This window comes from Streptomyces sp. NPDC056734, from assembly GCF_042790455.1.
Classification (GTDB): domain Bacteria; phylum Actinomycetota; class Actinomycetes; order Streptomycetales; family Streptomycetaceae; genus Streptomyces.
This window is the reverse complement of the sequence record NZ_JBHTZD010000010.1, coordinates 187,023-207,401: the sequence shown is the minus strand read 5'-3', so window position 1 is coordinate 207,401 and position 20,379 is coordinate 187,023. Positions and strand designations below refer to the sequence as shown.

Genomic DNA, 20,379 nt, shown 5'->3' with positions numbered 1-20,379 from the left:
GCATTGACTTAGGTTAGCCTAACCATAGAGAATCGGACCCATGGACTCGTTCTCGACACTCATCCGCACCGCGTCCCACGAACAGCACGTGGAGGCGGAGACCTCGACCTTCATGAGCGATCTGCTCGGCGGCAGACTCGGCGTGGACGCCTACACGCGCTACACCGAACAACTGTGGTTCGTGTACGAGGCGCTGGAGGCCGGCGCCGGACCGCTCGCCGGGGACCCGGTCGCCGGGCCCTTCATCCAGCCGGAGCTGTTCCGGCTGGCCTCACTGGAGCGGGACCTGGAGCATCTGCGCGGCCCGGACTGGCGTACGGGCGTCTCCGCGCTGCCCGCCACCCAGGAGTACGCGGACCGGGTGCGCGAGTGCGCGCAGAGCTGGCCCGGCGGCTATGTCGCCCACCACTACACCCGCTATCTCGGCGATCTGTCCGGCGGCCAGATCATCCGCGACAAGGCGGAGAAGACCTGGGGCTTCGCGCGCAAGGGCGACGGCGTACGGTTCTATGTCTTCGAGGAGATCGGCAACCCGGCCGCGTTCAAGCGCGGTTACCGGGAGCTGCTGGACGCCGTGCAGGCCGACGATCTGGAGAAGCAGCGGATCGTGTCCGAGTGCAAGCGGGCGTTCGCGCTGAACACGGGCGTGTTCCGGGCACTCGGCGAGGAGTTCCCGCTCACCGCGTGAGCGGTGCCCTTCGGCTACCGCTCCAGCACCACCCGTCCCCCTATCTCCACCCACCCCTCGGGCTGCGGAGCCGTGAGGATCTGGGAGCCCGCGCCCTGAGTGATGTTCAGGGCGCGGCCCAGGTGGGCCGTGAGCTGGAGGGCCGCCGCCCCGGTGGCCTCGTCCTCCGCCATCCCATCGCCCCGGCCCGGGAAGCCCCGCGCCCTGATCCGCCCGGCCGCCTCGTCCTCCCAGGCCCAGGCGTACAGCCACTCCCCCGGCGGCGGCACCCGTAGCGCGTCGACCTCGGCGGCGCTCGCACACTGCCGGAAAACACGCGGCGCGGCCCACTCGGCCCGCGCCTCGATCCAGCTGAACTCCCCGTCCTGCCGCGCCCCGACGGCCCCGGCGGCCGTGACCAGCTCCGGCAGATCCGTCAGCCAGGCGGCCCCGACACACGCGTCCCCGGCGAAGGACAGCCGGGCGCCGGGCGCGTAGAGGTCCACGATCCCGCGCTCGGGGTCGTCCACGAACACCGTCTCGCCGAAGCCGAGTTTCGCCGCCAGCTCCTGCCGCTCCCCCGGGTCCGGCAGGACGGATCCGTCCCGTACGACCCCCAGCTCACCGCCGAAGCCGCCGTTCGCCGCGCAGAAGACGCGCAGCACGTCGTAGTCAGTCACCGGGGCATGAGCCGAACTCGTCGGTGCCTATGCCACGGACGAAGCCGGTCCAGCCGCCCCGCGCGAACACCAGGAGCTGGCCGCCAGGGTTCTTGCTGTCGCGGGCGGCGACCGCGACGGTGGTCATGGTGTCCTCATCTCTCGCGTCAGCTCTTGCGCGATCGAGTCGATGTACACCAACTCGGGCTTTCCGGAACCGTCGCGGCTCTGCCGCCGGACGACGACGGCGCACCCTCGGGGGCTTCACCGACACGCTCATGTCCCTTCACACGCTGGGCGGTTCAGCGCCGAGTCTGGCTCACCCGCAGCCGGATCACCAAGTCAGTCGCGCAGCGGCAGCCACTGCTGGGGAGTGGGTTGCGGGGGACCTGGCTGCAAGGCCATTCCGCTGGCGGGTGACCTGCGGGGCGAGGACAGGAAGAGACGGACCGAGCCCGGCCGCGATGGCCAGGATCGGTCCGTCCGGTGAGCCGTGCGCCTACGCCTGCGTGCGGCGCCTGCGCATCGCCACGACCACTCCCGCGCCGGCCACGACGGTGAGCGCCGCCGCCGTGCCGAGGGCGGTGACCGGGACCTCGGAGCCGGTGGCGGCCAGGCCGCCGGTGACGCCGCCGGTGGTGGCGCCCGTGGTGCCGCCGGTTCCGGCGGTGCTGCCCGTGCCGCCCGTGGAGCCGTCCGTTCCGCCGTCGCCGCCGTCGCCGCCGTCGTCGCCGCCCGGCAGTTCGGCGCCCTCGGTGAGGGCCACGGACAGGTCGACCGGGTCGAGTGCGGAGCCGGGGTCGTAGAAGTCGCTGAACGCCTCGGCGCCCTCGGTGGTGAGTTCGGCGGCGATGTCGTTCAGGGTGATGACGTCGTTCGTCGCGGCCAGGTCGGCCGACTTGGCGGTGAGGTCGGCGAGGACCACGTCCTCGGACTTCTCGCCCAGGCTGGTGACATCGGCGGTGAGTTCGCCGCTGCCGCCGTCCAGCGTGGCCTTGATGTCGCTGAGGGTCAGGTCGAGGCCGTACTCGGTGCCGTCCTGGTGACCCTTGAAGGTGACCGCGCCCTGGAACTCGGCGGTGAGCGTCTCGGCTTCGGTGTCGTACGTGCCGGTCGCGTCCGGGAAGGTGAAGACGCCGTTGCCCGTGGCCTGCGAGGCCCCGCCGGACACCGTGATGTCACCGGCGGCGACGCCGTCCACGACGTACGTACGGAAGGACTCCTTGATGCCCCAGGTCAGGATGCCGTCGGCGAGGTCGCCCTGGGCGGGGGCCTCGGTCGGCCGCGTGGCGGTCGGGCCCGGGCTCGGGGTGCCGGTGGGCGAGGAGGTGGTGGTCGGCGACGGGGTCTTCGTCGGGGTCGGGGTAGCGGTGGGAGTGCCGGTCGGGGTGCCGGTGGGCGTCCCGGTCGGGGTGGGTGTGCCGGTGGGGGTCGGGGTGCCGGTGGGCTCCGGCGTCTTGTCGACCACCGTCAGCGGGTCGCCCGCCGCGCCCGCGTAGCTCGGGCTGCCGAAGATGTCCGCGGCCTCCTGGGTGAGCACGGTCGCCATGTCCGCCATGCTCTGGGAGACGGTGACCTCGGCCAGCGGTACGTCGTCCAGGGTGGCCCCGGCGCTGGTGACATCGGCGGTGATCTCGCCCGCGGCGCTGTCGAACCGCACGTCGGACAGGGTCGTCTCGAAGCCGTGCAGGGTGGACGCGATCTTCAGGGTGCCCTGGAAGCCGAGGTCCACGGTGTGCGCCGTGGTGTCGTAGGTGCCGGTGCCGCCGGTGAAGGTGAACACGCCGTTGTCCGCGGCCTGCGAGGCACCGGCCGACGCGGTGAAGGTTCCGGCCGCCGCGCCGACGACGTACGTGCGGTACGACTGCTTGATGCCCCAGGTCAGTTCGTAGTTGCTGAGCGGGACACTGGCCGCGGCGGCGGGCGAGGCGGCGGCCATGGCGAGGGCGGTGGCGCCCAGCGCGGCGGCCGTGGCGACGGCGGTGGCGATGGGGAGGGCGGTGCTGCGGCTTCGGGGGCGGGGTCGGGGTAGAGGTAGGGGTCTGATGGGCATGGGTGGTTCTCCTGGGAGGGAAGTGGGTGTTCGGGGGTGGCGGGGGGTGTTCGGGGGGTGCTCGGGGGTCAGTTCTCGTCCGTCGGCGCGGGGGGCGGCGTCGCCGCTGCCGTCGCCGCTGCCGCTGCCGCGCGGGTGCGGCGCCTGTGCGTGACGTACGCGACGGCCGCGGCGACGAGCAGCAGCAGGGCCGCGGTGAGGGTGACGGGGAGGGTGGGGAAGCCGCTGCCGTCCTGGTCGGCGGCGACCGGCTCGGTGGCCGGGGTCGCCTTGTCGTCCGGCGCTGACGGTTGCGACGACTGGGGGGTCGGGGTGGCGGAGCTGCCGAGGTCGGGCAGGGCGGGCAGTTCGGCGTCGTCGGAGAGGGCGACGGCCAGGGAGACGGGGTCCATGTCCGTGTCCTTCTGGTACATGCCGCCGAACGCCTCCGCGCCGGTCTCGGTGAGCTTGGCCGGGGCTTCGGTGAGGGCGACCAGGCCGTTGTCGGGCTTGAGGTCCTCGGCGGCGGCGGTGAAGGTGACCAGGGAGACGCTCTGGGCGGCGCCGTTCACCTGGGCGTAGAGCGTGCCCTTGCCGTCGGCGACGGTGAGGTGAAAACCGCTGAGCCGCAGATCGAGCCCGTGTTCACCGGTGAACCGCACCTCGCCTGTGAACTCGGCTTTCAGCTCTCCGTCGGTGTACGTCCCTTCACCACCGGGGAAGCGGAACAGCGCGCCACCGTCCTGCGCGCCGGACGACAGCGTCCACTCGCCCTGGGCGATGTCCCCGGTGACGTACTCGCGGTAGGTGCGGCGCACACCCCAGTCGACGGCCCCGTCCTGGATCTGCTGCCCGGAGGCGGCGCCCGCGTCGCCCTCGCCGCCCTCGCCGGCCGAGTTGCTCGCCGTCGGTGTCGGCGTCGGCGTCTGTGTCGGCTCCGGCTCCGCCGCCGTGATGTCCGCCGACAGGCTCACCGGGTCCAGCGGGGTCCCGGCCGAGTAGTAACCGGCGAAGGACGCGGCGCCCTCGGCGGTGAGGGTGGCGGGGAGGTTGTTGAGGGTGACGGCCGTGCCGCCGCCCGTCATGTCGATCCCGCCCAGGGAGAGGGAGGCGAAGGGCACCTGACGGGACGTCGTGACCGCCCCGGTGCCCTTCGCCTTGCTGGTGACATCCACGTAGAGCGTGCCGCCGCCGCCGGAGATCCGGACCGTGGGCCCACTGATCGTCATGTCCAGTTCGTACGCGCCGGAGTCGTCCCGGTGCCCGACGAACCGCACCCCGCCCGAGAAGGCGGCACTGAACGCGCCGGTGGCCCCGTCGTACGTACCGGCCGCCGAGTGGAACCGGAACTGGCTCGCGCCGACCGTGGCCGCGCCGCCGGTCAGGGTGTAACTGCCCTGCGCGATGGGCCCGGTGACATAGCCCTGGAAGGACGCCTTGACGCCCCAGTCCAGCCGCCCGCCCTGCACCGGGCTGCTCGCGGCCGACGCGGCACCGGCCGGGAGCAGCGCCCCCAGCACGGCGAGGCAGAGCGCGGCGATCCAGCCGTACCGGCGCGACCGCGAGGGCGGCAGGGGTGGGGACATGACGGACCTCCGACGGACCACGGGCGTTGAGCAAGGGCAGCGCGCGCCGAAGGCGAACGCGGGGAACACAGGCGAACGCAAGCGAACGCGGGGGAACGCAGGGGACAAGAACCGGCCAGGGACCAACCCGATCTAGCCAGCTAGGTAAGGCTAACCTAAACTCCATCGAGTGATTCCGGAAGGTCCGGTGCGGAGAGGAATGGGACGTGCGACCTTTGCGCACACGACTGGCGGGAGTCCTGCTGGCGGTGCTCACCCTGACCACGGCGGGCTGTTCCGCTTCGACCGGATCCGGCGGTGACACGGGTACGGACCCGGACGCGAAGGACCCGGCCGCGGCCGCCGCCGCGCAGCCCGCCGACCGGGTCGAGCCGCTCACCGGGACCCCGGCACCGGAGTTCCCGGTCACCGTCACCTCCGCGGACGGCGAACGGCTGACCCTGCGTGCGGCCGACCGGATCGTGCCGCTGTCCGGCTCGCTCAGCGAGATCGTGTTCAGCCTCGGACTCGGCGACCGGGTGGTCGCCCGGGACATCTCCACCACCTTCGAACAGGCCGCGGACCTGCCGCTGGTCACCCGCGCCCACGATGTCTCCGCCGAGGGCGTGCTCTCGCTCTGGCCGGACCTGGTGCTCGCCGAGACCACGTCCGGCCCCGTCGAGTCGCTGGACCAGATCCGCGCGGCCGGGGTGCCGGTGCTGACCGTCGCCCCCGCCAAGGGCCTGGCCGATGTCGGCCCGCGCATCGAGGCGGTGGCCGGGGCGCTCGGCGTACCGTCCGCCGGGACGGAGCTGATCGAACGCTCCGAGCAGCGGATCGCCGCCGTACGCGAGGACGTTCCGGAACAAGGAACGGAACAGGGGGCGGACAAGCCTCGCGTGGCGTTTCTCTATCTGCGCGGCTCGGCCTCCGTCTATCTGCTCGGCGGGGCGGACTCCGGCGCGACCTCGCTGATCGAGGCGGCCGGCGGGGTGGACGCGGGGGCCGAATCGGGGCTCACCGGGGACTTCACACCGCTCACCAGCGAGGCGCTGGTGAAGGCCGCGCCGGACGCGATCCTCGTCATGGCGGCGGGACTTGAGTCGGTCGGCGGCGTCGACGGGCTGGAGAAGATACCGGGCATCGCGCAGACGCCCGCCGGACTCGACCGGCGGATCGTGTCGGTCGAGGACGGGGTGCTGCTCAGCTACGGCCCGCGCACCGACCAGGTGCTCGCCACGGTCATCGACCAGCTCTACCCGGGGAGTACCGAGTGACGGTCCTGGAGAAGACAGTGGAGGACTCCCCGGGCCGCCCCGCCGCGCCGCCGCCGAAGGCCACGCCCCGGTCCCGGCGCGGCCCGGCCTGGCTGCTGACCGCCGTACTGATCGCGGGTCTGCTGGTGCTGGTGCCGGTGGCGGCCGGTATCGGCGCCTACCCGGTCCCGGTCGGGGACGTCCTGGCCTCCGTCCAGCACCAGGTGGGGCTCGGCGGCCATGAACTGGACCGGGTCGCGGAGTCGGTGCTGTGGAACGTCCGGTTCCCGAGGATCGTGCTCGCGCTGCTGGTCGGCGGCTCGCTGGGCTGCGCGGGCGCGCTGATGCAGGGCGTGTTCGGCAACCCGCTCGCCGAGCCCGGCACCATCGGCGTCTCGCTCGGCGCGGCCGTCGGCGCGGTCGCCTGTATCGCGCTGGGGCTGAACTTCTTCGGCAACTGGACGCTCCCGGCGATGGCGTTCGTCGCCGGTCTGGCCACCGTCCTGCTGGTGTACGCGATGGCCCGCGCGGGTGGCCGTACGGAAGTGGTGACGCTGATCCTCACCGGGATCGCGGTGAACGCGTTCTGCGGGGCGCTGGTCGGTCTGTTCATCTTCCTCGCGGACACCGCCGCCGTGAACCAGATCACGTTCTGGCAGCTCGGCTCGCTCTCCCAGGCGACCTGGCCCAAGGTGCTGGCGGTGCTGCCGTGCGCGGCGCTCGGGCTGGTGCTGGCGCCGTTCTACTCGCGCCGCCTGGATCTGCTCGCGCTCGGCGACCGGCCCGCCCGGCATCTGGGGGTGGAGGTGGAGCGGCTGCGGATCGTGCTGATCCTGGTGGTCGCGCTGCTGACGGCCGCCGCCGTGAGCGTCTCCGGTGTCATCGGCTTCGTCGGTCTCGTCATCCCGCACCTGCTGCGGATGGCGGCCGGACCGGGGCATCGCTTCCTGGTGCCGGGCAGCGCGCTCGGCGGGGCGGTGGTGCTGCTAGGCGCCGATCTCGCCGCCCGCACGATGGCCGCACCCGCCGAGCTGCCGCTCGGGGTACTGACCGCGCTGGTGGGCAGCCCCTTCTTCTTCTGGCTGCTACGCCGCACCCGCCGCAGACAAGGAGGCTGGGCATGACCCCGACGACCACCGACGACACGGACGGGCCTGGCGGGATCGCCGAGACCCATCACCCCGGCAGCACCACCACCGACACGGACGGGCCCGGCACCGCCACCCCCACCCCGCCCGAGGCGCGGCGCCGCCGCCCCCGCTTCCCCCTGCGACTCCGCCCCCGCCCCACTCCCCCACCCCCGGCCGCACCCGGCGAGATCCTCGCGATCACCGAGGCCCTCTGCGTGCGCCTCGGTGATCGCGAGGTCCTCCAGGGCGTGGACGTCACCGTCCGCGCGGGCGAGGTGCTGGCGCTGGTCGGACCCAACGGGGCCGGCAAGTCCACCCTGCTGGGCGCCCTCGCCGCCGATGTCCCGGCCGCCTCCGGTGTCGTACGGATCCATGGGCGCCCGGCGCCCGAGTGGTCCGCGCCCGAACTCGCGCTGCGCCGGGCGGTGCTGCCGCAGTCGGCGTCGCTGGCCTACCCCTTCACGGTCGAGGAGGTGGTCCGGATGGGCCGGGCGCCCTGGGCCGCGGTGGACCAGGACGACGACGAACCGGCGGTGGCGCGGGCGATGGCCGCGACCGAGGTGACCGCGTTCGCCGCACGGCCGTTCTCGGCGCTCAGCGGCGGTGAGCGGGCGCGGGTGGCGCTGGCCCGGGTGCTCGCCCAGCGGGCGCCGCTGCTGCTGCTCGACGAACCGACGGCCGCCCTCGACCTCAAGCACCAGGAACTGGTGCTGCGGCTGTGCCGGGAGCGGGCGCGGGCCGGGGACGCGGTGGTGGTCGTCCTGCACGATCTGGGGCTCGCGGCGGCCTACGCGCACCGGGTGGCGGTCCTGCGCGCCGGGCGGGTCGCGGCGGACGGCCCGCCCGCGGAGATCTTCTCCGAGCGGCTGCTGTCCGAGGTGTACGACCAGCCGGTGGAGGTGCTCCCGCATCCGCGCACCGGGGCGGTCCTCGTGACCCCGCGACGGGAGCCTTGACCGGTTCTTGACTCCCCCGTGGGGCCCGTTTTTAGCCCCCTTGACCAGCGCATACACCTACGCCGTTCATGAGAGCTGAATCACCGTACGACCGGGTATCAGAAAGGTAAGGCTCCGATAAGTTAGGCCCGCCTAACTCCCGCCAGTTTGATGGAGCCTGTATGCGTGCCGCCGGACTCACGTTCGCCGTTACCGCCGCCGCCACCGTGGCCGCCCTGACCGCCGTCACCGGCTGCACCGAGAAGGGCGGTTCGGGCGACGACGGCAATGTCATCAACGTGACCGCCACGGACGACGCGTGCGAGGTGTCCACGCACGAGGTCCCGGCCGGGCACATAGAGCTGGCCGTGGAGAACAAGGGCTCCAAGGTCAACGAGGTGTACATCCTCTTCCCCGACGACCGGGTGGTCACCGAGCGCGAGAACATCGGCCCCGGCACCACCCAGCGGGTCACCGCCGAGGTGAAGGCAGGTGAGTACCAGATCGCCTGCAAGCCCGGTATGCAGGGCGACGGCATCCGCCAGGACCTCACCGTCACCGGCGGCGCGGTCGCCGAGCGGGACCCGCGGCTGGACGCGGCGGTCGCCGCCTACCGGCTGTACGTCCAGACCCAGGCCGACGAGACCCTGCCGCTCGCGCAGACCTTCGCGGACGCGGTCGAGGCCGGGGACGTGACGGCCGCGAAGACGGCGTACGCCACCTCCCGGATCGGCTGGGAGCGCACCGAGCCGGTCGCCGAGTCGTTCGGCGACATCGACCCCAAGGTCGATCTGCGCGAGGACGGCCTGGAGGCCGGCCAGGACCCGGAGACCGACTGGACCGGCTGGCACCGCCTGGAGCGCTCGCTGTGGCAGGACGGCAAGCTCACCGACCACGACAAGCAGCTCGCCGACCAGCTGATCACCGATCTCACCGACTGGCAGAACCGGGTCGGCAAGGCCGAGATCACCCCGACCTCCATGGCCAACGGCGCCAAGGAACTCCTGGACGAGGTCGCCACCGGCAAGGTCACCGGCGAGGAGGAGCGCTACTCGCACACCGACCTGGTCGATTTCAAGGCCAATGTGGAGGGCGCCCAGAAGTCGTACGAACTGCTCAAGCCGGTCGCCCAGGAGAACGACCCGGAGCTGGTCACCGAGCTGGACAAGCAGTTCGCCGCGCTGAACACCCTGCTGGACGACTACCGCGACGACCCGTCCTCGTACGACTTCGTCTCCTACGACACGGTCGGCGACGCCGATCGCAAGGAGCTGTCGGACGCGGTGAACGCGCTCGCGGAGCCGCTGTCGAAGCTGGCCGCCGCGGTCGTGGTGAAGTAGGGGCGGGCCGATGACCGACACCCCGGAACGCCGTCCGTCCCGGCGGGCGCTGATCGGCTGGGGCGGGGCCGGGCTCGCGCTCGGCGCCGCCGGAGCGGGCGGCACGGTCGCGCTGGCCCGCACGGGCGGCGCAGCCCCCGATCCGGCCGGCGGGGCCGTCGCCTTCCACGGCGCCCACCAGGCGGGGATCGCCACGCCCGTGCAGGACCGGCTGCACTTCGCCGCGTTCGACGTGACCACCGACGACCGGGCCGCGCTCGTCACGCTGCTCAAGGACTGGACGGCCGCGGCCCGGCGGATGACCGCGGGTCAGCCGGTCGGCGAGGGCGGGTACGGGGGGCTGCCCGAGGCGCCGCCCGACGACACCGGCGAGGCGCTCGGCCTCCCGCCCTCACGGCTGACCCTGACCATCGGCTTCGGGCCGTCCCTGTTCGGGCGGTTCGACCTGGCGGGCGCCCGGCCGGACGCGCTCGTGGACCTGCCGAAGTTCGCGGGCGACAGCCTCGACCCGGACCGCAGCGGCGGCGATCTGTGCGTGCAGGCGTGCGCCGACGATCCGCAGGTGGCCGTGCACGCCATCCGCAATCTCGCCCGGATCGGCTTCGGCAAGGTCGTCGTGCGCTGGTCGCAGCTCGGCTTCGGCAAGACGTCCTCGACCACGCCCGACGAACAGACCCCGCGCAACCTCATGGGTTTCAAGGACGGCACCCGCAACATCGCGGGCACGGAGACGGACCGGCTGGAGAAGTTCGTGTGGGTGGGCGAGCCGGACGGGCCCGCCTGGATGACCGGCGGCTCCTATCTCGTCGCCCGGCGCATCCGGATGCACATCGAGACCTGGGACCGCGCCCCGCTCCAGGAGCAGGAGGACATCATCGGCCGCGACAAGGGCGAGGGCGCCCCGGTCGGCAAGGCCAGGGAACGCGACGAGCCGTTCCTGGAGGCGATGCTGCCCACCGCGCATGTGCGCCTCGCCCACCCCGACTCCAACGACGGGGCGACGCTGCTGCGCCGCGGCTACTCCTTCACCGACGGCACCGACGGCCTCGGACGGCTCGACGCGGGCCTGTTCTTCCTCGCCTACCAGCGCGATCCGCGCACCGGATTCATCCCGGTCCAGCGCAATCTGGCGACCGACGCGCTCAACGAGTATCTCCAGCACGTGGGTTCGGCGGTCTTCGCGATCCCGCCGGGGGTGCGTGACGCGGACGACTGGTGGGGCAGCGCGCTGTTCACGGAGCCGTCACAGTCATCGGAGTCATCGAAGTCGTCGGAGTCATCGGAGTCATCGGAGTCGTCTGATTCCCCCAAGTCGTCGGCATCCCCCGGGAAGGCATAACCGTGTTCTCCAACTACCTGATCGGTCTGCGCGAGGGGCTGGAGGCCAGTCTCGTCGTCTGCATCCTCATCGCCTATCTGGTGAAGACGGACCGCAGGGACGCGCTCAAGCCGGTGTGGACCGGCATCGCCGTCGCGGTCGCCCTCGCGCTGGGCTTCGGGTGCGCGCTCGAATTCGGCTCCCAGGAGCTGACGTTCGAGGCGCAGGAGGCGCTCGGCGGCACGCTGTCGGTCCTCGCCGTGGTCCTGGTGACCTGGATGGTGTTCTGGATGCGGCGCACCGCCCGGCATCTGCGCTCGGAGCTGCACGGCAAGCTGGACGCGGCCCTGGCGATGGGCACCGGCGCGCTGGTCGCCACCGCGGCGCTCGCGGTGGGCCGCGAGGGCCTGGAGACGGCCCTGTTCGTGTGGGCGTCGGTGCGCGCGGCCGGTGACGGCACGCCCCGTCCGCTGATCGGGGTGGCGCTCGGCATCGCCACGGCGGTGGTGCTGGGCTGGCTGTTCTACCGGGGGGCGCTGCGCATCAACCTCGCCAAGTTCTTCACCTGGACCGGCGCGATGCTGGTCGTGGTGGCGGCGGGGGTACTGGCGTACGGCTTCCACGACCTCCAGGAGGCCGACTGGCTGCCCGGCCTCACCGACAAGGCGTTCGACATCTCCGGCACGATCCCGCCGGACAGCTGGTACGGGACGCTGCTGAAGGGCGTGTTCAACTTCCAGCCCGACCCGACCGTCCTCCAGGTCACGGTGTGGCTGCTGTACCTGGTCCCGACGCTCGCGTTCTTCTTCGCCCCGGTAGGGTTCGCCTCCGGGAAGGGGAGGGTGAAGTCAGCCGATGAGCAGGGATCGCGGCCCGCGAACGCCGCGCAGTCGCCGCAGGATTGACCGCAGGACGCTGCTGGCGGCCTCCGTGACCGCTTTGTCGCTGACGGCGAGCGGATGCGTGGTGGTGCACGGCGAGCGCGAGGTGGTGCCCGCGACGACCGAGGCGGAGGCCGCGCAGGCGCTGAAGGAGTTCACGGCCGCGTACAACGCGGCCGACAAGGCGTACGACACGTCGCTGGACGCCGGTCATGTCACCGGCGCCCTCGCGGACATCGACGCGGCCCGGCTGACGGCGGGCCGGGCGGGCAGTCCGCAGGGCAACCCGGACCACGCGCCGCTGACGCTGTCCGATGCGCGGTTCACCATCCCGAAGAAGGCGGGCTGGCCGCGCTGGTTCCTGGCCGACGCGCAGGGCAACAAGGGCGGGGAGAGCCGCTGGCTGTTCGTGTTCACCCGCGACGGCCTGGACCAGCCCTGGGAGGCGGCGTTCCTGACCCTGGTCGCGCCGGGCGAGGTGCCCGCGTTCAAGGAGGACGCGGACGGCTGGGCCGAACCGGTCCCGGCCGACTCGGCCGAACTGGCCGTACCGCCGGAGGACCTGAGCCAGGACTACGCCACCTACCTCAAGGACGGCGGCGACACCTTCGCGGCGGGCCCGCACACCACCGGCTGGCGCGAGCAGCGGGCGCAGAACGCGACCCGGCCCGGCCTGGCGACCCAGTACATCGACGAGCCGGTGGGCGGCGGCGACTACGAGCCGCTCGCGCTGCGCACGGCGGACGGGGGCGCGCTGGTGTTCTTCGCCACTCGCCACTTCGAGAAGCAGACCGCCCACACCGGCTCCTCGGTCCCCACCCCGGACGAAGCCGTCCTGGCCCTCACCAAGGGTGAGATCAAGCAGTCCCTGACGATGGAGTTCGTCTCCAACGAGGTGGTCCTGACCCCGCCACGAGGCAGCGGCGACCAGCAGGTGACGATCCTGGGGCGCGTCCAGGGGCTGACTTCGGCGCAGGGAGAGTAGGGGAAGTAGGGGGAAATAGAGGGAATCAGAGGGTTCAGCGGTGCAGGGGCCAGGCCGCCGACGGGTGGTCCGGGCCGGACAGGTCGGGGTGGCGGGCGCCGGCGTCGGTGAGGTGTTCCAGAAGGGTCAGCGGGTCGGGCAGCGGGTGTTCGGGGCCGCGGATCCAGCGGACCTCGTGGCCGTCGCCGAGCAGCCGGGCCGGGGGGACCAGGACGTAGGAGCCTCGGCAGTGCCAGCGCAGGCCGGGGTGCTCGTCCCGGGTCTCGGGGTGGCTGTCCAGCTCACAGGGCCACCACTCGTCCTCGTCCTCTGGGGTGCCCCGGGTGAGGGTGAAGAACATCATCCGGCCCTCGTCGCTCTCGGCGACCGGGCCGACGTCGATGCCCGCGGCCAGCAGCCCCGCCAGCGCCTCGCGCCCGGCCTGGAGCGGCACGTCCAGCACGTCGTGCACCATGCCGGTCGCGGTGATGAAATTGGCCTGCGGCTGGTGGCGGGCCCAGCGCTCGACCTGGGCGTGGTCGGTGGTGGACTGGGTCTGCCACGCGAATGACACCGGGTGCCGCGCGGGGGTGGGACAGCCGACCCGGTCGCAGGAGCAGCGGTAGCCGGGGGCTGGGTGCGCGGCGGGGGCCAGCGGCAGTCCCGCGGCGGCGGCGGCGAGCAGCAGCGATTCCCGTCCGCCGTCGTCGGCGGCGGTCCCCTTCGGGCGGCGTTTGTGCAGCCACTGGGCGAGTTTGCCCTGCCGGCCGGTACGGCCGCCGAACTCCGCGCTCATCTATCCCCTCACCCTCGCCGTTGTGCGGACAGCATGCCCTATGGTCCCACCATCGTGCGCTCCGGGGGTGCGGAGCAGACATCCGGGGTGCATCGGATGTGGGTGGCATCGGGTGCCTTGCCGGGATTTACGGGGCGGTGCGCGGGGCGCTGTCCGGCGGCCGGGGCGCTTCCTGGCGGGGCGCGAGTCCGTACAGTGCGTAGTCGACCAGAGTGTCCGTGTAGTCGTAGGAGATGGGCGCGGTGTGCTGGAGCCAGCGTTGGGCGAGCGGGGAGACGAACAGCTCCAGGGCGATCCGGGGATCGAGGTCGGGGCGTACGTCACCGGCGCGCTGGGCGGCGCGCAGGCGCTGGACGTAGAGCTGGATCGAGGGTTCGAGGAGCCTGGCAACGACCTCGCGGCCGACCGCGGCGTCGGCGATGCCCTCGGCGGCCAAGGCGCGGGAGGGGACCTCGAAGCGGGGGTCGAGCAGTTCGTCGACGGTGGCGCGCAGGACGAGTTTCAGGTCGGCGGCGAGGTCGCCGGTGTCGGGGAGGGCATAGTTACCGGGGACGGCACCGGCCTGGCCGGCGGCTTGATCGGCGGTCTGCCCCGCGGCCTGGTCGGCGAGGTCGAGGTACGCCTCCATCAGGACGTCGGCCTTCGAGGACCACCAGCGGTAGATGGTCTGCTTGCCGACTCCGGCGCGGGCGGCGATGCCCTCGATGGTGGTCCTGGCGTATCCGGCCTCGGTGACCAGTTCGAGGGCGGCGGCGTAGATCGCTCGGCGGGACTTCTCGCTGCGGCGGGAGGCGTCGGGGGTGGGCTTGGTGGCTGCCATGGCCTGAATTTATCAGGTTGACAAGACGCAGCGTCTCGCGAATGCTGAAGACGCGAAAAAGGCGAGACGAAGCGTCTCGCTCATGACGGAGAAAGAGAGAGTGGCCCCATGAGTCGTAACTCGGGAAACATGCTCGGAGTCGGCGGCACCCGGTCCCACCTGGGCCGCTCGGCCCTGCGCGGCCGTAAGTCCGGCGCCCCGGTAGGCAGCGGCCTGGACGCCCAGGCCCAGAAACGCGAACTGCTGCGCAAGCTGAAGGAGAAGCAGCAGGAAGGCCCGGCGGACGAGGCGGGCGAGAAGGGCCAGGGAGGCCAGGAGGGCCTGGCGGGCCAGGGAGGCCAGGAGGGCCACGAAGGAGAGCCCGCCGATTCATAGCCCCCCGCCCCGACTCCCCCCTCCCACTCCTCCAATCCCACCCCCATCCCCCTACTCCCCCTACTCCCCCTACTCCCCCGCCACCACCTGCCCCTCCTCGAACAGCGCCCCTTGCTCCCCCTCCATCTCGCGCCGCAGCCGCCCGGTGCGCAGGCCGATCACCGCGGCTGTGGCCGCCGCCGTGAGGCCGAGGGCGGCCGGGACCATCCAGCCGCGGTCCAGGGTGTGGCCGAGGGCATGATCCAGGGAGAGCCTGCCGGGTCCGGACACGGCGAGGCCGGTGGCGGCCAGGCCGAGGGCGGCGGCGTACTCATAGCCGCCGTCCTGGACGAAGAAGCCGTTCGGGGCGTGCACGGCCGCCGCACCCGCCATCGCCCCGGCCGCCGCCGCACCGGCCGCCGGGGTCGCCAGTCCCAGCGCCAGCAGCACCCCGCCGCCCGCCTCCGCGAGGCCCGCGGCGGTCGCGCTCGGCAGGCCGGGCCGGAAGCCGACGGACTCCATGAACCGGCCGGTCCCCTCGATGCCGTGCCCTCCGAACCAGCCGAACAGCTTCTGCGCGCCGTGCGCCGCGAGCATCCCGCCGGTGGACAGCCGGAGCAGCAGCAGGCCCAGATCACGTCGGTCGTAGCAGGTCACGGCGGCTCCCGGTGAGTACGGATCTGTAGCGCGATATCCCGATATCCGTCCACCGTGGCATCGGGACCGACGGGCCGCCCCGCCCCGGCGGCCGTTCGGGTGGCGAGGGCCGGGGGGCGGTGTGAGGCTGGCCGGTATGACGATTCAGACCGCCAGGCTCAGTGATCCGGCCGTCCGTGCGTTCGTCGCCGCCGTGAACGCCCATGACCGGGACGCCCTCATGGCGCTGCTCACCCCCGACGCGACGATGGCGGACGACGGTTCCGACCGGGACCTGGACGACTGGATCGACCGGGAGATCTTCTCCTCCCACGGCCATCTGGAGGTCGAGTCGGACAACGGCCGCTCGCTCGTCGCGGGCTACCGCAACGACACGTGGGGCGAGATGCGTACCCGCTGGAGCTTCGTCGTCGAACCGGACGGCCATATCTCACGCTTCGAGACGGGCCAGGCCTGAGAGACCGGAGCGAGCGGAGAGACCCGAGGCGGCCGATGGAGCCGCGGAGAGACCAGAGCCGACGAGTTGGCGCGGCCGTCCCGCGAACCGGTGCGCACCTCGCGGTCCCTCGCGAGGTCCACCCCCTTCCGGGCGCGGGACGGCCGCCTCCCCCCTCGGAGCGGGCTGCGGATGACGCCCTCTTGGGGCCGACTACGGAAGCCCGGTCCCCCAAGTGTGAAGCTCTGGTGGAGACGAGTTGAGCATAAGCGCGTCACCGGCCGCAATAGCCCGGACTGAATGACTCCACTTGTGCAGCTTGTGAAGGGCGTGAGTCGGAGAAGGCAGTTGACAGCCATTCAGGCCGGAAAAGGATCGTCCGCCTTGCGGGTCGCCACCGGCTCAGCCCGGTTCATCGAGGTCAGTGCCCGGAAGTGGCGGCGGGCCACCGCGCTCTCGCCGAGGAGCAGGGTTCGCGGGGCGTAGGCCGGGGGCGGGAGGCTGCCGGTTTCCAGGGCGGGGAGGTAGTTCCACCGCACGGCGGGATGCGCGGAGTGCGCGTAGTGGTAGAGGTCGCCGTACGGCAGCCACGTCCCGCGTGCGAGGAGGGCGAGGACCGGCCGGCGCGGGTACAGGCGCAGGCAGCGGCCCGCTTCCACGGCGGCGGGCGGTCCGGCCACCGGGTCCGCGTCCCACCAGCGGTGCTCCACGAGCAGGGACATCCAGGCGAATTGCGGATACAGCAGCAGACGCGGCACGGCGTACGCGAACAGCGCGGCCTGCCAGCCGAGGGCGGCGGCGACGGCCACGGGCGGCGCCAGGAACCCGGCGAGGCGCCACCACGCCCCGGCGCGCAGGTTGCCGCCGATGCCCCGCACGGTCGCGGCCAGGCCGGTGGGTGTGAGGGGGAACACGAGGCCGAGGAGGAAACGCCGCCCGCTGACCCCGGCGCGCAGTCCGGCGTCGTGCAGTTCCCGCAGGTTGGGATCGGCCCCGGGGACCGTCGCGTTCGGGTGGTGCTCGCGCACATGCCGTCTGCGGCGGACCGGGACGGGCACGAGCCCGAGCGGGACATGGACGGCCACCTCCGCGAGAACCAGGCCCCATGTGCCCCCGCGCGTCAGCACCCCGTGCACGGCGAAGTGGCTGACCTCCTGCAAGTGCCGGAACTTGACGCCGACAGCGAGGGCGGCCACGGCCCAGCCGACCGGACCGCCCCGACCGGCGACGAGGAACCAGCCCGCCAACTCGACCCAGTGGCCGAGCAGAAGCAGCACCGGTGTGATGTCGTTGGCACGCCTGCGTTGAAGTGCTCTGATGTCCCGCAGCATCGCTGCCGGGGCGCGGCCCCGCCGGGGACTGAACCACCAGCGGTCCGCCTGACGTAAGGCGATGCCCGCCGAGATGACCGCCACGAACTCCAGATACATGACCACGTACGGCCCCTCCGTGTCTCCGTGCCGGACGGTGACCGGGGCCGCGGCGCGGCGCGATCCTCAGAGGGCCGAAGGGCTCTTCATGGTCATCTCGATCCCGGCTTCCTCAAGTTCCTTGAGATTGTCGCTGTTCAGCGCGGCGAATGCCTCGACTTCACCGAGAAACGCGTCGCCCTGGTACTCCACGGGACCATCGCCGAGGAGGGCGGCCGGGTCGAGTTCGGCGGCGTAGACCTTGGTGGCGTTGCCTTCCAGAACGGGACGCCACCGCTCGCCGTCCGTCTTCATCCAGGAGCGCGCGACACCGCCGGGATTGCGGACGACCACCGGCCGGTCCGGCTCCACCCGGCCGAGACGGGAGAGCACCGCGCGGGAGGCCGCGACGCCCGAGCCGCACGACGGCGTGAGACCCGCGCCGCGCTCGAAGGTCCGGATGAACACCTCGGCCTCGGTCAGCGGGCGCACGAAGGACACGTTCGCCCCGATGGGGAAGGCGCCCGGGGTGTTCGCGACGCGGCTGCCGGTGGCGACCAGCTCCGCCTCGTTGTACGTGTCATCCAGGACCGTGACGAGGTGGGAGTTGGGCACGGCGACGGCGCTGACATGCCGGGCCGCATGGTATGCGGTGAGTTGCCGGTCCACGAACGGCCACTCGGCATCGGCGACGATCGGTTCGGCCGGTGTGAAGTCGACCGGGGGAAGCTCCACGGAGACCTGGCGCACCCCGTGGGAGGTGGTCTCCGCCGCGCTGACGGTGAACGCGTGCGGCCCGGTGTGCAGCACGACCCGCTCGGCCTGGTGGCGGTCGAGCAGCAGCCGTCCCGCGCCGCGCATGCCGTTGCCGCACAGCAGCGAGGGCGAGCCGTCAGGGTTGTGGAAGAAGGCCTCGGCGGTCCCGTCACCGTTGTCGGCGATGAAGTACACGCCGTCGCCGCCGAGCCCCGTACGCCGGTCGCACAGCTTCCGCACGGCACGTGCCACGTCCGCTTCGGCGAAGTGGTCTGTGGGGGCGCCGTCGATCACGAAGATGTCGTTGAGGCTGCCGTGCGTCTTGATGAGGGAGAGAGCCATCGTCTTCCGTCCGTCGTACTGCCGGCCCTCCCGCGACCGGGACCAGCCTGATCACGCCCAGTCTAGGCGGTGCGCACAGATTATCGACGCAGGCGAAGGCCCACCCGGCTGTCGCCTCCGCCTCACCCTTCAGAGCCGGTCTACGGTGGCCCGCACCGCGGCCTCGTCCCACTCCCCGGCGGTGAGCATCGGGCGCACCCGGGTCTCGTACGTGCTCAGCGCGAACGGCGCCGAGTGGGAGCCGTGGCCCCAGAGGGACTCGTAGCGCCCCGCCCACCGCTCGACCGACTTGAAGTACACCGAGGAGCGACCGCGAAGGTACTCGGCGTCGCCCTGCTCCTCCTCGACGAGCACGGCGGCGTGGGAGACGACGACGAAGTCGATCGCCTGATCGGCCCGGAGCCGGTCACGCACGGCCAGCGCGCACTGCACGCCCAGGGACCGGTGGTGATCGATGAGCTGGAGCAGCGAGCGCCCGAAATCCTCCTTCACGAGATCCACGGTCCAGCAGATGAAGAGCCGCTGGATACTGCCGCCCGCCTCGATCAGCTGCCGGTTCACGGAGAGGTACTCGCGGCGCGCGGTGAGTAGGTTCGGGCTGGTCGTCAGGTCGGCGGCGAGCACGCGCTGCGGCTGCGCACCGGAGCTGATCAGCACCCTGAAGAGCAGGACCGACAGGCGCGGCACCTCGGACGCGTACACCTGGAGGTGCCCGTCGGCGATCTCACCGAAGTTCGCGACGAGGTCTCTTTCCAGCTGGTTACGGATCAGGGCGAAGTAGCGTGCGTCCGCCATGTCTCGGTCGTTGGCCCGGCGCAACTGGATGTAGATACGACGTAACCACATGTGGTTGACGATCATCAGTAACAGCAGCGCGGTTTCGGCGGCCAGCACGATGTTCGTCAGGTTCTTCTGCTGCATGACCCAGGCGACCACGGGGATCACCAGGCCGACGATCCCGATCAAGGCGTTGAGCGCCTGGGAGGAGAGCGCTTCCGCGATCCGCGTGCCGGTGTCACGACGCGGTGGTGTCGACATGTATGGATTTCCCCTCGCCCCAACTCTCCGCATGGCCGTGACCATGATCCCGGGTGCGGACAGTCGGGGCAAGGGAGCCTGTGCGCCGCGCGGCCTCGGCTCTGTGGCGTCCGTCGGCGACGGCGATGCCGTCCCGCTCAACCCCGCCCGACGAACGGCATCCCCGTCGCCAGCACGGTCACGAACTGCATGTTCGCCTCCAGTGGCAGTTCCGCCATGTGCCGTACGGTCCTGGCGACATCGGCGGAGTCCATCACCGGCTCCTGCGCCACCGAGCCGTCGGCCTGGAGGACCCCGGACTGCATGCGTGCGGTCATGTCGGTGGCCGCGTTGCCGATGTCGATCTGGCCGACGGCGATGTCGTACGGACGGCCGTCCAGGGAGAGGGACTTGGTGAGGCCGGTCAGCGCGTGTTTGGTGGCGGTGTAGGCGACCGAGCGGGGGCGCGGGGTGTGGGCGCTGATCGAGCCGTTGTTGATGATCCGGCCGCCCCGCGGGTCCTGCTCCTTCATCTGCCGGTAGGCCGCCTGGGCGCACAGGAACGCCCCGTTGAGGTTGGTGTCCACGACGTGCCGCCAGGCGTCGTAGGACAGTTCCTCGACCGGCACCCCGCCGGGCCCGAACGTGCCGGCGTTGTTGAACAGCAGGTCCAGCCGCCCGTACCGGCCGATGGTCGCGGAGAACAGCGCGGCCACGTCCTCGTGCCGGGCCACATCCGTGCGGACGACGAGCGAGTCGGCGTCCGGGACCAGTGCCGCCGTCGCCTCCAGGGTCTCGGGGCGGCGGCCCGCCAGCGTCACCGCCCAGCCGGTGCGCAGCAGTTCGGCGGCGACCGCGCGGCCGATCCCGGAACCCGCGCCGGTCACGATCGCGATCCGAGGCCCGTCCGGTTGGGGGTGCTTCGCAGTTCCCATGGCATTCATGAGGCCGCAGGGTACGGGACCGGGTGCGGGTCGCTCCCGAACCCGGAACACGGGAACCCCGCCCGGCGTGGTGACCGGACGGGGTTCTAGGGAACAGAGGC

The 20,379-nt window shown here is 72.1% G+C and carries 21 protein-coding genes; 10 read left to right on the top strand and 11 right to left on the bottom strand.

What is annotated here, in order from left to right; genetic code table 11:
• Window positions 1–40: 40 nt before the first annotated feature.
• Complete coding sequence (locus tag ACFRFC_RS17665) at window positions 41–688, top strand: heme oxygenase (biliverdin-producing) (RefSeq protein WP_382686222.1); 648 nt, start codon at window positions 41–43, stop codon at window positions 686–688.
• A gap of 14 nt (window positions 689–702) precedes the next feature.
• On the opposite strand, the gene ACFRFC_RS17660 is transcribed toward ACFRFC_RS17665, so the two are convergent.
• The 4 genes from ACFRFC_RS17660 to ACFRFC_RS17645 form a co-directional block, all read right to left on the bottom strand.
• Entirely contained in the window at window positions 703–1,347 is a 645-nt protein-coding gene (locus tag ACFRFC_RS17660; protein ID WP_382686219.1) for a PhzF family phenazine biosynthesis protein, read from the bottom strand.
• Window positions 1,340–1,474 carry a DUF397 domain-containing protein gene (locus ACFRFC_RS17655; RefSeq protein WP_382686217.1) on the bottom strand — a complete coding sequence of 45 codons (135 nt, stop codon included), beginning with the start codon at window positions 1,472–1,474 and terminating at the stop codon, window positions 1,340–1,342. Before ACFRFC_RS17655 ends, ACFRFC_RS17660 begins: the two co-directional genes overlap by 8 nt.
• A 351-nt stretch (window positions 1,475–1,825) precedes the next feature.
• Entirely contained in the window at window positions 1,826–3,379 is a 1,554-nt protein-coding gene (locus ACFRFC_RS17650; RefSeq protein WP_382686214.1) for an HtaA domain-containing protein, read from the bottom strand.
• A 68-nt stretch (window positions 3,380–3,447) separates the two neighbouring features.
• Window positions 3,448–4,944: an HtaA domain-containing protein gene (locus tag ACFRFC_RS17645; protein WP_382686211.1), complete on the bottom strand. Its 1,497-nt coding sequence runs from the start codon at window positions 4,942–4,944 to the stop codon at window positions 3,448–3,450.
• A gap of 206 nt (window positions 4,945–5,150) precedes the next feature.
• Here ACFRFC_RS17645 and ACFRFC_RS17640 point away from each other — a divergent pair, with 206 nt between their 5' ends.
• The 7 genes from ACFRFC_RS17640 (at window position 5,151) to ACFRFC_RS17610 (ending at window position 12,768) form a co-directional block, all read left to right on the top strand.
• Window positions 5,151–6,200, top strand: coding sequence for a hemin ABC transporter substrate-binding protein (locus tag ACFRFC_RS17640; RefSeq protein WP_382686208.1), 1,050 nt, complete (start codon window positions 5,151–5,153; stop codon window positions 6,198–6,200).
• Between the two features lie 5 nt (window positions 6,201–6,205).
• Entirely contained in the window at window positions 6,206–7,303 is a 1,098-nt protein-coding gene (locus tag ACFRFC_RS17635) for a FecCD family ABC transporter permease (protein WP_382686461.1), read from the top strand.
• Window positions 7,300–8,265, top strand: a complete 966-nt coding sequence (locus ACFRFC_RS17630) for a heme ABC transporter ATP-binding protein (protein ID WP_382686206.1) — start codon at window positions 7,300–7,302, stop codon at window positions 8,263–8,265. The genes ACFRFC_RS17635 and ACFRFC_RS17630 overlap by 4 nt, the downstream gene beginning before the upstream one ends.
• 161 nt (window positions 8,266–8,426) lie before the next feature.
• The gene (gene efeO / locus ACFRFC_RS17625) at window positions 8,427–9,584 is read left to right on the top strand and encodes an iron uptake system protein EfeO (RefSeq protein ID WP_382686204.1); all 1,158 of its coding nucleotides are present in this window, start codon (window positions 8,427–8,429) and stop codon (window positions 9,582–9,584) included.
• Between the two features lie 10 nt (window positions 9,585–9,594).
• Window positions 9,595–10,923 carry an iron uptake transporter deferrochelatase/peroxidase subunit gene (efeB, locus tag ACFRFC_RS17620; protein WP_382686201.1) on the top strand — a complete coding sequence of 443 codons (1,329 nt, stop codon included), beginning with the start codon at window positions 9,595–9,597 and terminating at the stop codon, window positions 10,921–10,923.
• 2 nt (window positions 10,924–10,925) lie between these two features.
• Window positions 10,926–11,807, top strand: coding sequence for an iron uptake transporter permease EfeU (gene efeU / locus ACFRFC_RS17615; protein WP_382686197.1), 882 nt, complete (start codon window positions 10,926–10,928; stop codon window positions 11,805–11,807).
• Window positions 11,758–12,768, top strand: coding sequence for a hypothetical protein (locus ACFRFC_RS17610; protein WP_382686194.1), 1,011 nt, complete (start codon window positions 11,758–11,760; stop codon window positions 12,766–12,768). Before efeU ends, ACFRFC_RS17610 begins: the two co-directional genes overlap by 50 nt.
• A gap of 34 nt (window positions 12,769–12,802) precedes the next feature.
• On the opposite strand, the gene ACFRFC_RS17605 is transcribed toward ACFRFC_RS17610, so the two are convergent.
• Both ACFRFC_RS17605 and ACFRFC_RS17600 read right to left on the bottom strand, forming a co-directional pair.
• Complete coding sequence (locus ACFRFC_RS17605; protein WP_382686191.1) at window positions 12,803–13,543, bottom strand: bifunctional DNA primase/polymerase; 741 nt, start codon at window positions 13,541–13,543, stop codon at window positions 12,803–12,805.
• Window positions 13,544–13,670: 127 nt separating this feature from the next.
• Window positions 13,671–14,363 (bottom strand): TetR/AcrR family transcriptional regulator, encoded by a 693-nt coding sequence (locus tag ACFRFC_RS17600; RefSeq protein WP_382686188.1) that lies wholly within the window; start codon window positions 14,361–14,363, stop codon window positions 13,671–13,673.
• Window positions 14,364–14,471: 108 nt separating this feature from the next.
• On the opposite strand from ACFRFC_RS17600, the gene ACFRFC_RS17595 reads away from it, so the two are divergent.
• Entirely contained in the window at window positions 14,472–14,738 is a 267-nt protein-coding gene (locus ACFRFC_RS17595) for a DUF6243 family protein (protein ID WP_382686185.1), read from the top strand.
• A gap of 69 nt (window positions 14,739–14,807) precedes the next feature.
• Here the strand turns inward: ACFRFC_RS17595 and ACFRFC_RS17590 are convergent, their stop codons facing one another.
• Entirely contained in the window at window positions 14,808–15,374 is a 567-nt protein-coding gene (locus ACFRFC_RS17590; protein ID WP_382686183.1) for a DoxX family membrane protein, read from the bottom strand.
• Between the two features lie 136 nt (window positions 15,375–15,510).
• On the opposite strand from ACFRFC_RS17590, the gene ACFRFC_RS17585 reads away from it, so the two are divergent.
• Entirely contained in the window at window positions 15,511–15,831 is a 321-nt protein-coding gene (locus ACFRFC_RS17585; RefSeq protein ID WP_382686180.1) for a nuclear transport factor 2 family protein, read from the top strand.
• Window positions 15,832–16,169: 338 nt separating this feature from the next.
• Here the strand turns inward: ACFRFC_RS17585 and ACFRFC_RS17580 are convergent, their stop codons facing one another.
• The 4 genes from ACFRFC_RS17580 to ACFRFC_RS17565 all read right to left on the bottom strand — a co-directional run bounded on the left by ACFRFC_RS17580 (window position 16,170) and on the right by ACFRFC_RS17565 (window position 20,269).
• Window positions 16,170–17,240, bottom strand: coding sequence for a dihydrouridine synthase (locus ACFRFC_RS17580; RefSeq protein ID WP_382686458.1), 1,071 nt, complete (start codon window positions 17,238–17,240; stop codon window positions 16,170–16,172).
• Window positions 17,241–17,306: 66 nt separating this feature from the next.
• A complete protein-coding gene (dapF, locus tag ACFRFC_RS17575) occupies window positions 17,307–18,317 on the bottom strand; it encodes a diaminopimelate epimerase (protein ID WP_382686177.1) in 1,011 nt (336 codons plus the stop codon).
• Between the two features lie 129 nt (window positions 18,318–18,446).
• Entirely contained in the window at window positions 18,447–19,355 is a 909-nt protein-coding gene (locus ACFRFC_RS17570) for a hypothetical protein (protein ID WP_382686174.1), read from the bottom strand.
• Between the two features lie 137 nt (window positions 19,356–19,492).
• Window positions 19,493–20,269 carry an SDR family oxidoreductase gene (locus tag ACFRFC_RS17565; protein ID WP_382686173.1) on the bottom strand — a complete coding sequence of 259 codons (777 nt, stop codon included), beginning with the start codon at window positions 20,267–20,269 and terminating at the stop codon, window positions 19,493–19,495.
• Window positions 20,270–20,379: the final 110 nt, after the last annotated feature.

Bases quoted from the DNA above. Each gene is read 5' to 3' on its own strand.
- ACFRFC_RS17630 (WP_382686206.1), top strand. From the start codon at position 7,300: ATGACCCCGACGACCACCGACGACACGGACGGGCCTGGCGGGATCGCC.
- ACFRFC_RS17570 (WP_382686174.1), bottom strand. From the start codon at position 19,355: ATGTCGACACCACCGCGTCGTGACACCGGCACGCGGATCGCGGAAGCG.
- ACFRFC_RS17595 (WP_382686185.1), top strand. From the start codon at position 14,472: ATGAGTCGTAACTCGGGAAACATGCTCGGAGTCGGCGGCACCCGGTCC.
- ACFRFC_RS17565 (WP_382686173.1), bottom strand. From the start codon at position 20,269: ATGGGAACTGCGAAGCACCCCCAACCGGACGGGCCTCGGATCGCGATC.
- efeB (WP_382686201.1), top strand. From the start codon at position 9,595: ATGACCGACACCCCGGAACGCCGTCCGTCCCGGCGGGCGCTGATCGGC.
- ACFRFC_RS17665 (WP_382686222.1), top strand. From the start codon at position 41: ATGGACTCGTTCTCGACACTCATCCGCACCGCGTCCCACGAACAGCAC.
- ACFRFC_RS17585 (WP_382686180.1), top strand. From the start codon at position 15,511: ATGACGATTCAGACCGCCAGGCTCAGTGATCCGGCCGTCCGTGCGTTC.
- ACFRFC_RS17600 (WP_382686188.1), bottom strand. From the start codon at position 14,363: ATGGCAGCCACCAAGCCCACCCCCGACGCCTCCCGCCGCAGCGAGAAG.
- ACFRFC_RS17650 (WP_382686214.1), bottom strand. From the start codon at position 3,379: ATGCCCATCAGACCCCTACCTCTACCCCGACCCCGCCCCCGAAGCCGC.
- ACFRFC_RS17605 (WP_382686191.1), bottom strand. From the start codon at position 13,543: ATGAGCGCGGAGTTCGGCGGCCGTACCGGCCGGCAGGGCAAACTCGCC.
- efeO (WP_382686204.1), top strand. From the start codon at position 8,427: ATGCGTGCCGCCGGACTCACGTTCGCCGTTACCGCCGCCGCCACCGTG.
- ACFRFC_RS17645 (WP_382686211.1), bottom strand. From the start codon at position 4,944: ATGTCCCCACCCCTGCCGCCCTCGCGGTCGCGCCGGTACGGCTGGATC.
- ACFRFC_RS17580 (WP_382686458.1), bottom strand. From the start codon at position 17,240: ATGTATCTGGAGTTCGTGGCGGTCATCTCGGCGGGCATCGCCTTACGT.
- ACFRFC_RS17610 (WP_382686194.1), top strand. From the start codon at position 11,758: ATGAGCAGGGATCGCGGCCCGCGAACGCCGCGCAGTCGCCGCAGGATT.
- dapF (WP_382686177.1), bottom strand. From the start codon at position 18,317: ATGGCTCTCTCCCTCATCAAGACGCACGGCAGCCTCAACGACATCTTC.
- ACFRFC_RS17655 (WP_382686217.1), bottom strand. From the start codon at position 1,474: ATGACCACCGTCGCGGTCGCCGCCCGCGACAGCAAGAACCCTGGCGGC.